Annotated in this window: 14 protein-coding genes and 1 tRNA gene; 7 read left to right on the top strand and 8 right to left on the bottom strand. The window is 61.9% G+C overall.

Annotation, left to right across the window (positions count from 1 at the left end; genetic code table 11):
- Position 1 precedes the first annotated feature (1 nt).
- The 8 genes from N0Q91_RS18950 to N0Q91_RS18915 all read right to left on the bottom strand — a co-directional run bounded on the left by N0Q91_RS18950 (position 2) and on the right by N0Q91_RS18915 (position 4,953).
- A complete protein-coding gene (locus N0Q91_RS18950) occupies positions 2-529 on the bottom strand; it encodes a LuxR C-terminal-related transcriptional regulator (RefSeq protein WP_275597193.1) in 528 nt (175 codons plus the stop codon).
- A gap of 458 nt (positions 530-987) precedes the next feature.
- Complete coding sequence (locus N0Q91_RS18945) at positions 988-1,257, bottom strand: hypothetical protein (protein WP_275597192.1); 270 nt, start codon at positions 1,255-1,257, stop codon at positions 988-990.
- A 93-nt stretch (positions 1,258-1,350) separates the two neighbouring features.
- Positions 1,351-1,671, bottom strand: coding sequence for a hypothetical protein (locus N0Q91_RS18940; protein WP_275597191.1), 321 nt, complete (start codon positions 1,669-1,671; stop codon positions 1,351-1,353).
- Between the two features lie 300 nt (positions 1,672-1,971).
- A complete protein-coding gene (locus tag N0Q91_RS18935) occupies positions 1,972-2,517 on the bottom strand; it encodes a hypothetical protein (protein ID WP_275597190.1) in 546 nt (181 codons plus the stop codon).
- Positions 2,504-3,052, bottom strand: a complete 549-nt coding sequence (locus tag N0Q91_RS18930; protein ID WP_275597189.1) for a hypothetical protein — start codon at positions 3,050-3,052, stop codon at positions 2,504-2,506. The genes N0Q91_RS18935 and N0Q91_RS18930 overlap by 14 nt, the downstream gene beginning before the upstream one ends.
- 439 nt (positions 3,053-3,491) lie before the next feature.
- Positions 3,492-3,872 (bottom strand): hypothetical protein, encoded by a 381-nt coding sequence (locus tag N0Q91_RS18925; RefSeq protein WP_275597188.1) that lies wholly within the window; start codon positions 3,870-3,872, stop codon positions 3,492-3,494.
- An 11-nt stretch (positions 3,873-3,883) separates the two neighbouring features.
- Entirely contained in the window at positions 3,884-4,291 is a 408-nt protein-coding gene (locus N0Q91_RS18920; protein WP_275597187.1) for a helix-turn-helix transcriptional regulator, read from the bottom strand.
- Positions 4,292-4,864: 573 nt separating this feature from the next.
- Positions 4,865-4,953 (bottom strand) — tRNA-Ser (locus N0Q91_RS18915).
- A gap of 300 nt (positions 4,954-5,253) precedes the next feature.
- Here N0Q91_RS18915 and rplU point away from each other — a divergent pair.
- From rplU to N0Q91_RS18880, 7 genes are all read left to right on the top strand, one after another.
- Positions 5,254-5,625: a 50S ribosomal protein L21 gene (gene rplU / locus N0Q91_RS18910; RefSeq protein ID WP_003531204.1), complete on the top strand. Its 372-nt coding sequence runs from the start codon at positions 5,254-5,256 to the stop codon at positions 5,623-5,625.
- A gap of 33 nt (positions 5,626-5,658) precedes the next feature.
- Positions 5,659-5,928, top strand: coding sequence for a 50S ribosomal protein L27 (gene rpmA / locus N0Q91_RS18905; protein ID WP_018097331.1), 270 nt, complete (start codon positions 5,659-5,661; stop codon positions 5,926-5,928).
- Positions 5,929-6,058: 130 nt separating this feature from the next.
- Positions 6,059-6,691 (top strand): GNAT family N-acetyltransferase, encoded by a 633-nt coding sequence (locus tag N0Q91_RS18900; RefSeq protein ID WP_018097332.1) that lies wholly within the window; start codon positions 6,059-6,061, stop codon positions 6,689-6,691.
- Positions 6,688-7,275, top strand: a complete 588-nt coding sequence (locus N0Q91_RS18895; RefSeq protein ID WP_275597186.1) for a GNAT family N-acetyltransferase — start codon at positions 6,688-6,690, stop codon at positions 7,273-7,275. The genes N0Q91_RS18900 and N0Q91_RS18895 overlap by 4 nt, the downstream gene beginning before the upstream one ends.
- A 176-nt stretch (positions 7,276-7,451) precedes the next feature.
- Positions 7,452-8,462: a GTPase ObgE gene (gene obgE, locus N0Q91_RS18890; protein WP_003531226.1), complete on the top strand. Its 1,011-nt coding sequence runs from the start codon at positions 7,452-7,454 to the stop codon at positions 8,460-8,462.
- 2 nt (positions 8,463-8,464) lie between these two features.
- A complete protein-coding gene (proB, locus tag N0Q91_RS18885; protein ID WP_275597185.1) occupies positions 8,465-9,646 on the top strand; it encodes a glutamate 5-kinase in 1,182 nt (393 codons plus the stop codon).
- Positions 9,639-10,922, top strand: a complete 1,284-nt coding sequence (locus tag N0Q91_RS18880; protein WP_275597184.1) for a glutamate-5-semialdehyde dehydrogenase — start codon at positions 9,639-9,641, stop codon at positions 10,920-10,922. The genes proB and N0Q91_RS18880 overlap by 8 nt, the downstream gene beginning before the upstream one ends.
- Positions 10,923-10,937 lie beyond the last annotated feature (15 nt).

The raw sequence follows: 10,937 nt of genomic DNA, 5'->3' as shown, positions 1-10,937 counted from the left end.
CTCAACTCGCCAGCCAGGGCCTCTCCCTCACTCGCCGCATGGCGTGCGCCCGGCGCGGAAGGCTGAGCTTTTCCAGCACGTTGTGCACGTGATGCTTCACTGTGGCGACACTCAGTCCGAGTTCGCGGGCAATTTCCTTGTTGGTCATACCCCGGCCAATGAGTTGGAGCACGTCACCCTCCCGCTTGGTAAGGGGCTGCCCCTCCTCGGCCCTGGTGATTTCGGGCTCGCGCGTGAAGAGCGCCCGGAGGAGCCCGCCGGAGATCTCTTCCGGGCATGCCAACCGCCCTGCGATTGTATCATTTATCGCCTTGACCAGTTGCTCGACGGTGGAATCTCTCGATACGTAGCCCGTGAAACCAGCGCGGCCGCATCGGATCACGTCTTGCCGATGCTCGTTCAAGCCGAGTGCGACAAGAACGACATTGCGATTGGAAGCGGCAAGAGATCTTACCTCCTCCAGATCCAGTGGTTGGGTCATATCGACAAGAATTACATCGACTTTGTCGGCCTGCATCACGACGCGCATGGCACCGATATCGTTTACAACATGCAGAATCTCAATTCCCGCTCTACCCTCAAGGTACCGCGCAAGACCGTCCCCCAACAGTCTGACAGGTGTCAAGATGGCAACCCTCATACACCACCTGGGTAACTGACAAGCAAGAAATGAAGCCCACTTCTTGCTCCAGAGCGAAGTTATAATGCCAATCTATTCATGATTGCATTAGGAATGCCATATAAGTTACCGAATGACAAGCGGTCGTACGACCGACGGATGTCGTTCGAAAGCCCTGCCTAACCGCTCCGCCCACCCCCGAACCGTTAAAGGGCGAACAAACACCGGAGATCCTGCCTTCCCTACCAAGGGAGAGCAACCGCGGACTATCGTGACGCTAAGAGGTGACATATGGCCATCGGGCATGGGTGATGTGGCGCGCCGAATCATACTTGCTCCACGCGCAATCTCCTGATTAGCGCTAGCCCCTACTCGGACTCCTGGAGAGCCTGGCGTGTGGGTCTAATTTCCGAGCGGAAGACGACCCCGGCTTTTTCCATGGCGGTGAGGTACCGGTAGACACTCTTGCCAGCGTCGCTGCGCATTTCCGCATACGTCTTGATCCCATGCGCAATAAAGCTGACCGCCACGCCCAACCCGAGTTGCATCACGGGGCCGAGGGGTACGGCCAGCACCACAGTCGCGCCTCCGGCGGAGACCGGAGCGAGGCTGGACGCGCCTTCGATGAGCGCGGTCATTGCGTCCTTGCTTGGTCGGGTTTCCACGCGAGTCCGTATTTGGCTAAGACCTGGCGTAGGGATACTCCAGCTTGCCGTGATGCATCTGGAAGCCTAACCGGTCGTGCGCAGGACGTTCCCGTAACGTTGTGTCCTCGCTGAACTTGTCTCGAAATTTTGTTTCTCTGGCGTCCGCTTCAATTCGCGAAGCCAGACGAATTTGAGCCCGCTGCACATGACTTTCCCAAAGGGGCGCTGCCGCCAGCAACGGACCTGTTTTGACTTCTCATGAATGTAGCGCCTGATGGCATCCGTATCGCCAGCCACGTCCGGCGTTGGAACGATACGTTGCACTTGGTCAAAGAGAAACAGCGTAGCCTTAAGCCACCCTTCGTCGTCGATCCGCATGTATGGGTAGTATAGCGCCGTCTCCATGTTTCACCCCTGGGTTGTTTGGCAAGTATAGCAGTTTGACGTGTGAATCCACGACAAGCCGGTGACTAAGGAGTTTGCCAGATATTGGCTCGATCTACGGGACGGGCCACGGGATCGGATAGGACACCAGCCCGGCGAGACTGACGAGCCGCTTCTGGAACTCGCCGGCTTCGGCTCTCCGGCCGGTCGGCGGCCTTTCCACGCGTCGCCTTCGGCTTGCGGCTCTTTGCCGCTAATTTTCCTTTAGGTGTGACAAAACCTCCCCGCTTTTGAGCCTTTATTGATGCCATCGGTTACGCCCTACAGGTCCTCCGTTGGCGTCGCCGGCGCCGGGGTCACGGCATCGATGGCTATCTGAACCTTGCGGTGATAAGCCATCTCCAGCGCCTCGCAGAATTCGGCATATTGCAGTCTCCATCGGCGGATGGTGCGAATGCTCACCTGAAACGCCTGCGAGACCTCCAGATCGGTCGCGCCGAGTTCGGGGGGCTCCTCCTCCGCCATTCCAGTGTCTCGACATCGATGCCGAACGTTTCGGCGATGTCCTTGTCGTTGACCTTCGACAGGAACATCAGCCGGGCCATGCCGACAAACCGCTTCTGGAACTTCACCGGCTTGGGCTCTTGCGGCTTGTCGATCGCCTTGCCACGAGGTGCCCGCTTCCGCGGTTTCGCTGCGGATGTTCCCTTTAGGGGTGACAAAACCTCCCCATCTCGAGTCTTTTTGCGTGCCAGCTTTCGCCGCCTGCTGGTTCTCGACGGTTATTGCGGCGTCGATGTCGGACTGCACTTTGCGACGGTAGGACATCTGCTCGGCGCTGATGTTCGGAGCGTCAGGCAAGGCCATGATCCTTCTCCCACATCGCCAACTGCTCCGGAGACGGCGGCATGGCCGGTGTCCCGCCGCGCGCCTCGTTCTCCTTCTGCCCCTTGTGCCAGCCTCGGAACTCCTCGATTATGGTGCGGACCCGCGCGCGGGCCTCCGGGTCGTTTGCCGTTCCCTTCTCAGGCCGCGCAAGCTGGATTGACGCGACGGTGTCCTTGAGGCGGGCGTGCTCTTCGCTGATGAGCCTCTGCTCTGAGCGCACGATTGAGGCAAACTCGGCGGGGACGGGGATGAAAGCCTTACCGTCGATGTTGTATTCGCCGCGGATAAGCTTCTTGCAGGCGATGGTCAGTGCCTCATGGGACAGACCGGAGAGAGCGTAGGCATAGACCGTTTGCGCATCTCCGGGGGCGATCGTCGACGCCAAAGCTAGACCCGCCGTCTGTAGGGTCTTAAGGGCCTTGGCAACACCATCGTCACCGCATGGGCGAAGGCGTTCCGCCGTAGCGGTAATCTGCTGCTGCAAGGTCGATAACGTTGTCAGGGCGGTCGTCATTTCGGTCGGTTCCTTTGATGGTCCTGTCGAGCTCTTTGGCGAATGCTTCCTGGTGAAGCTGGAAGGCGGTTTTCTGCTGGGGGGCGGCGATCTGGATTGCTGGCGCGTTCCGCCGCGGTCCTGTTCGCGGGAAAGCCATGAGACGACGAACCGCTTCATGCCGGTGCTTGTCTTCCGGTTCTTGGGGTTGGCGTTGAGCCACGCTCGCATCGATGCGAGTTGCTGACGGACGTCGACCGCCGGGAAGGCTTCGGACCACTCCGCCACGTCGGCCTGAGTGATCCGCACTACCTCGTCCTTCGTTGCTGGAAGCTCAATCGCTGTCGGCGACGGAGGTGAGGCCGGAGCGGATCTATCCGGCTCCGGGCAAACCTCCGAACGAAGTGAGGAGGTATTATCTTTCTGGTTTCTGGTTTCTGGCTTCTGAGTAATAGGGTCCCTATTCAGGTACCCTATTAGGTGCCGATGATTTCTCTGTATTTTCATCGACTTGCGCCCAACGCTTTTGGACGGCTTTTCGGCCTTTACTGGCCCGTGCATGATCCTTCGTCATGCGTCGCGAGAAGATGACGCCGTCGCGTGTCACACTAAAGGCGCCGGCTTGTCTCAGCTCGGCCATCAACGCCGAAACCTCGTCCACCGATACACCCGTCATGCGCGCTACGGCGCCATCTTCTACAGGTTTGCCGTTGAGCAGCAGGTGCCCATACGGCTTAGCCTCGTGCATCAAGCAGAGGCATTCCATCCACAGCCCTCGAGCGGCGATGCTCACCGCCCTCAGAGCCTGGTCACCTCGCCAGTCGCGAGGGTAGAACTTCATCCATGGCGAACTCATCGCCCGTCTCGCAACAAACCGCGCTCGAAAGCGGTGAGATCGCTCATCCGCCACCTCGTTGTTCCTGGTGACAGTTCAACTGGTTTGGGGAATTCGGTGCGTTCCTTGGCCCAGCGCCAAACGGTCTGGATACTAACGGCAAAACGCTGGGCGACGTCGCGCACTGTCAGATACCGTTCAGCCTCTACGGACATTGGCTTCGGTGCGCCTGATGCCCGGCTGGCAAGGGAGCTTCGCTTATTCCCTGCCTGCAGAGATGAGTCGAGCTCACTGGAAGACTCAGGTTGCGGCGGGTTATCGGCAGTAGCCAATCGACAGGCAACCGACTTGCCGCGTTCTTCGTCGAGATTCGGGTGGCTGGAAAACGAGTTCCGGTTAACTGAGTCTTTGCTGCCGCAAGACATGAGTGTTCCTCTCCGCCTACCGGCGGTGTTGAGAGCGAGCACTCATGCGCAAGCCGAATTATGAGATACAGAACCGTATCGAACAGGCTCACTTATTGGGCGATTCGAGGAGACCACGCAAGATGCTAACTGCGCTGTTTCCGTATGCTCCATCAGGCCTCAGAGTTGGCCTCGATAACGACAGCTGTACGGAGCTCGGCACCGTGGTCGCGATCGGGGTACCGGTCCACTTGGAGCATAACGGGAGAACGACCTCGCACGATGGAAATTGTGGGGATTTGCCGGTAGCTCGAGACTCGCCCATTCAAATAGCTGCACCTCAACCGAGATGTGAGGTAGACAGCCCGCCGCCGCAAATTCGAACATCGCTACGGCAAGATCGCCATGAGGAATCGAAGCATTCTTCGCCTCGCTTGGGCAGGACGCATTTCGATCCCATAGTGAGAGTAGCGCCGATCATTCCTCAGGGTTGCCGAACGAGCAACTGTCACTGCAGTCGTGATGGGCTAAATGATGGTCCGTCAACGGAGGCGGACAAAAAATACAGGAAAAACAACGGCTTCATAACAAAACTGGCGGAGAGGGGGGATTCGAACCCCCGATGGGCTTGCACCCATGCCGCATTTCGAGTGCGGTGCATTCAACCACTCTGCCACCTCTCCGCGGGGCCGGTTGGCGCTTGTTCAGCGCGGCCGGTTCATAGCGGCAGTTTCTGCCGCTGGCAAGGGCTTGCGATAAGAATATCTGCGATATGGTGGCTTTCGCCTTGACAAGCAAGGGCCGTTCCCGTAATCCGCGCCATGAGTTGGTGTGGGCTTAGCTCGTGCCGCGCCGGGTAAGTGTTGTGCCCGTTCACTGGCGAAGGTCGAGGATTTCCGAGGCGCTTCGCTCCATGTAGCGACTGGCAAAAAGACGGCCTTGCCTTCGGGCAAAGAGCCGGACCGAACATGAAAGGACAAAATATGTTCGCAGTCATCAAGACCGGCGGTAAGCAGTACCGCGTGGCGGCCAATGACGTCATTACCATCGAAAAGCTGGAAGGCGTTGCTGGCGACAAGATCGAATTCACCGAGATCCTGATGGTCGGCGTCGGCGCCGATGCCACCATCGGTGCTCCGTTTGTCGAAGGTGCCGTCGTCAGCGCCGAAGTCGTGGATCAGGGCCGCGCCAAGAAGGTCATCGCCTTCAAGAAGCGCCGCCGCCAGAACTCCAAGCGCTCGCGCGGCCATCGCCAGCATCAGACGATCGTCCGCATCCTGGACATCGCTGCCGCCGGCGGCAAGGCGAAGAAGGCTTCGAAGAAGACCGAAGCCGCCGCTGAAGCTGCAAACTGAGTTCCGGGATCGAAGGTTTAAAGGAGAACACCAATGGCACACAAGAAAGCTGGCGGTTCGTCGCGTAACGGTCGCGATTCCGAGTCCAAGCGCCTTGGCGTGAAGAAGTTCGGCGGCGAAGCCGTCATTCCAGGCAACATCATCGTGCGCCAGCGCGGCACGAAGTGGCATGCCGGCGTCAATGTAGGCCTCGGCAAGGACCATACGATTTTTGCGCTTACGACGGGCAACGTGGACTTCCGCAAGAAGGCCAACGGCCGAGTCTACGTGTCTGTAATGCCGAAAGCCGAAGCAGCGGAATAAGCCGGTAGCGCTCTAAAACAGCCGGCGTCTCATCGACCCGGCTGACGCACCGCAAGGTTCCAAAGCCAGACTTCAAAGGGGAGATGGGGCGATACCCAACTCCCCTTTTCGCATGTCTGGAGGAAGAACCATGCAAACCGAGCTCGTCAGGGAAGACCAATCCCGGTCTCCCGAACAAAGGCTGAGGCCTCAGCGGTCAAGGACCGATTGCCCGATATTGTTATCGCCCAGGCTCGTTTTGCGCGCGCCCCATGAAGACGATATCGACGCCCTTGCCCATCTTGCCAACAATGCCAACATCGCCAACATGGTCTCGCGCATGCCGCACCCCTATACGACGGCGGATGCGGCCGATTTCGTGCGACGCGCAAAAGCCGGCACGATTGGCAAGTGCGTCTACGCGATCACGAAAGCGGACAATGGCGCATTCCTCGGCTGCTGCGGTGTCGAGCCGCACGCCGACGAAAAAACCGTCGAGCTCGGCTATTGGCTCGGCGAGCCCTACTGGAACCAGGGCTATGCGACCGAGGCGGCACAGACTCTGACCGACATGGCCTTCCGCACCCGCGACATCGACCAGATCGATGCGCGCTGCCGGGTCATGAACATCGCGTCGCGCCGGGTCATCCAGAAGTGCGGCTTTCAGTTCCAGGGTTCCGGCATGGTCGGCAGCCTGGCGCTCGGCGGCATGGTCCCGGTCGAATGGTACAGGCTCGACCGCAAGACCTGGGTCTCCTTGAGAAGCTGGGGAGGTGTCCGATGAACGCCCTGGTCACAGAGCGCGCCCGGGCGGTCGCCCGTCCCGGCCCCGGCCCGGCGCCGGTCATCGAAACGGAACGGCTGCGGCTGCGGCCGCACCGGCTTTCCGATGCGGCGGCCATCGCCGACTCGCTCGGGGATTTCCAGGTCGCGCGGATGCTTTCGCGCGTTCCGGCGCCTTACCACCACCAGGATGCGCTCGACTGGCTCAACCGCCAGACGGCCGATGTGCTGCCGGACTGGACGCTCGCCATCACCACCCCGGGCGACGACGTTCATATCGGCTGCATCGGCATCGAGCTCCGGCACGGCCAATGGCATGTCGGCTACTGGCTGAACCGGTTCTACTGGGGCAAGGGGCTGGCGAGCGAGGCGGTCCATGCCGCGGTCGAGCGCTTCTTCCGCCGCATGCCGGAAACGGTGCTGCATTCGGGCGTCTTCGCCGACAACCCGGCCTCGCTCAAGGTGCAGGAAAAGCTGGGCTTCCGGATCACCGGCTGCATCCAGATCTATGCGCTCGCCCGCAATGCGATGGTCGCGCATATCGAAACCCGGCTTGCGGCCGAGGATCTGCGCCGGCCGGACTGAACGGATAGGAACCCCGCCGGTACAGCTCCTGGCGGGGTTCTTCATGTCGATAATCTTTGACCTCTGCCGGAAGCGCCTATATCGATGGCGCAAAAGCAGAGCGGGATCGGGAACGTGCGCGGGCTGCCCCGCATTCCGTCCTCGACTCGAAGCGATCACTCAGAAATGGCGAACCGATGAAATTCCTCGACGAAACGAAAGTCTATATCCGGTCAGGGGATGGCGGCGCGGGCGCCGTTTCCTTCCGCCGCGAGAAGTTCATCGAGTTCGGCGGCCCTGACGGCGGCGACGGCGGCCGCGGCGGCGATGTCTGGGTGGAAGCCGTCAACGGCCTCAACACGCTCATCGACTTCCGCTATCAGCAGCATTTCAAGGCCAAGACCGGCACCCACGGCATGGGACGCAACCGTACCGGCGCCAAGGGCGGCGACGTGACGCTGAAGGTGCCGGTCGGCACGCAGATCTTCGAGGAAGACAACGAGACGCTGATCGTCGACATGGTGGCGGAAGGGCAGCGCTACCGGCTCGCCGCCGGCGGCAATGGCGGCTTCGGCAACGCGCATTTCAAATCCTCCACCAATCAGGCGCCGAGCTGGGCCAATCCGGGCCTGGAAGGCGAGGAAAAGACGATCTGGCTGCGGCTGAAGCTGATAGCCGATGCCGGCCTCGTCGGCCTGCCGAATGCCGGCAAGTCGACCTTTCTCGCCGCCTGCACCCGGGCTCGGCCGAAGATCGCCAACTATCCCTTCACGACGCTGCATCCCAATCTCGGCGTTGCCACCATCGACGAGAAGGAGTTCATCATCGCCGACATTCCGGGACTGATCGAAGGGGCGCATGAGGGCGTCGGCATCGGTGACCGCTTCCTCGGCCATGTCGAGCGCACCCGGGTGCTGCTGCATCTCGTCTCCGCGCAGGAAGAGGATGTCGCCAAGGCCTACAAGACCGTGAAGCACGAACTCGAAGCCTATGGCGGTGGGCTCGAGGAGAAGCCTCAGATCGTGGCTCTGTCGCAGATCGACGTGCTGGACGAGGAGGAATTGAAGGCGAAGGCCAAGGCGCTCGGCAAAGCCTGCGGCACGCCGCCGCTTCTCATCTCCGCCGTGACCAACAAGGGTATGACCGAGGCGCTGAGAGCATTGCGCAGCGTCATCGCCGCGGCAAAGGCGGGCGAAGAGGAAGCTTAGGCATGAACAAGGCCCGCAAAGCGCTCGAGAAATACCGCCGGGTCGTCATCAAGATCGGCTCGGCACTCCTCGTCGACCGCAAGACGGGGCTCAAGAAGAGCTGGCTCGACGCGCTCTGCGCCGATATTGCGGCCCTCAGGGCCAAGGGCGTGGAGGTCCTCGTCGTCTCCTCGGGAGCGATCGCGCTTGGACGAACGGTGCTCGATCTGCCAGCGGGTGCGCTGAAGCTCGAAGAAAGCCAGGCGGCCGCCGCCGTCGGCCAGATCGTGCTGGCGCGTGCCTGGTCTGAGAGCCTCTCGACCCATGCGATCGTCGCCGGCCAGATCCTCCTGACCCTCGGCGACACCGAGGAACGACGGCGCTATCTCAATGCCCGCGCGACGATCGGCCAGCTTATGAAGCTCGGCTCGGTGCCGATCATCAACGAGAACGACACGGTCGCGACCACCGAAATCCGCTATGGCGACAACGACCGGCTCGCAGCCAGGGTCGCGACCATGGTCGGCGCCGACCTTCTGGTCCTGCTCTCGGATATCGACGGGCTCTATACCGCGCCGCCGCATCTCGATCCGAACGCCCGCTTCCTCGAAACGGTCGCCGAAATCACGCCCGAGATCGAGGCAATGGCGGGCGGCGCTGCCTCCGAGCTTTCGCGCGGCGGCATGCGCACCAAGATCGACGCCGGCAAGATCGCCACCACTGCCGGCTGCGCCATGATCATCGCCTCCGGCAAGCCGGATCATCCGCTCGCCGCGATCGAGGCGGGCGCGCGCTCGTCCTGGTTCGCGCCGTCAGGCTCTCCGGTGACCGCCCGCAAGACCTGGATCGCCGGACAGCTCCTGCCGGCCGGTTCGCTCTCGATCGATGCCGGAGCGGAAGCGGCGCTGCGTTCCGGCAAGAGCCTGCTGCCGGCCGGTGTCCGGCAGGTGACGGGAAGCTTCAGCCGTGGTGATACGATTGCGATCATCGGCGATTCCGGCCGCGAGATCGCCCGCGGCCTTGCCGGCTACGATGCCGACGAGGCGCGCCAGATCGCCGGCAAGAAGTCGGCCGAAATCGCTGTTATCCTCGGCTATGCCGGCCGCACCGCCATGGTTCACCGCGACGATCTGGTCATGACGGCTCCATCGGGCGCGCGCCCTGCAGAGGAAAGCGACGAGGGAAAGGGCAAGCTCCATGCTTGAGACGGTCGAACAGGACAAGGACGTCAACGCGATGATGCTGGAGATCGGACGCCGCGCCAAAGCGGCCGCCCGACCGCTCGCGACTGCAAGCGCCGAGCGCAAGCATGCGGCACTCGTCGCCATGGCAGACGTCATCGTCGCACGGACCGCCGAGATCCTCGGCGCCAATGCGCTCGACCTCGAAAACGCGCGCGAAAGCGGTGTCGCCGCCGCCTTCATCGACCGGCTGACGCTGACGGAAAGCCGCATCCGCGACATGGCGGACGGCATCCGCGCGATCGCCGAACTCAGGGACCCCGTCGGCGAGGTGATCTCCGAATGGGACCGTCCGAACGGGCTCCACATCGAACGGGTGCGGACGCCCCTGGGCGTCATCGGCGTGGTCTATGAAAGCCGTCCGAACGTCACGGCGGATGCCGGCGCGCTCTGCCTCAAGGCCGGCAATGCGGTGATCCTGCGCGGCGGATCCGACAGCTTTCACTCGTCGCGGGCGATCCATGCCTGCCTGACCGAGGGATTGAAGGCCGCCGGCCTGCCGGAAGATGCGATCCAGATGGTGCCGGTCGCCGATCGCGCTGCCGTCGGCGCCATGCTCACCGGCCTGAACGGCGCGATCGACGTGATCGTGCCGCGCGGCGGAAAGAGCCTGGTCGCCCGTGTTCAGAAAGAGGCGCGGGTGCCGGTGTTCGCCCATCTCGAGGGGCTCTGCCACATCTATGTCGATGCGTCGGCCGATCACGATATGGCGAAGAAGATCGTCGTCAATGCGAAGATGCGCCGTACCGGCATCTGCGGCGCCGCCGAGACGCTGCTGATAGACCGCAACGCCGCCGAGAAATTCGCAAAGCCGCTCCTCGAGGCGCTCGTCGATGCCGGCTGCGAGGTGCGCGTCTGCGACGACCTCGCAAGGCTCATGCCCGGCCTGAAAGCTGCGACCGACGAGGATTGGGCCACAGAATATCTCGATGCGATCATCTCGGTAAGACTGGTCGACGGCATTTCCGGCGCGATCGAGCACATCAACACCTGGTCGTCGGCCCATACGGAAGCCGTGATCGCCGAGAATCCCGCCGTGGTCGAGCGGTTCTTCTCCGAGATCGATTCGGCGATCCTCCTGCACAATGCCTCGACGCAATTCGCCGACGGCGGCGAGTTCGGCATGGGCGGCGAGATCGGCATCGCCACCGGCAAGATGCACGCCCGCGGGCCTGTCGGCGTCGAACAGCTCACCTCGTTCAAGTATCGCGTGCGCGGCACCGGACAGGTGCGGCCCTGACGACACCGAGCGAAG

Origin of the sequence: Sinorhizobium prairiense (assembly GCF_029201645.2) — a bacterium.
GTDB classification, from domain to species: Bacteria; Pseudomonadota; Alphaproteobacteria; order Rhizobiales; family Rhizobiaceae; genus Sinorhizobium; species Sinorhizobium meliloti_A.
Note: the sequence above shows the minus strand (reverse complement) of the source record. Positions and strands in the feature narration are given on the sequence as shown.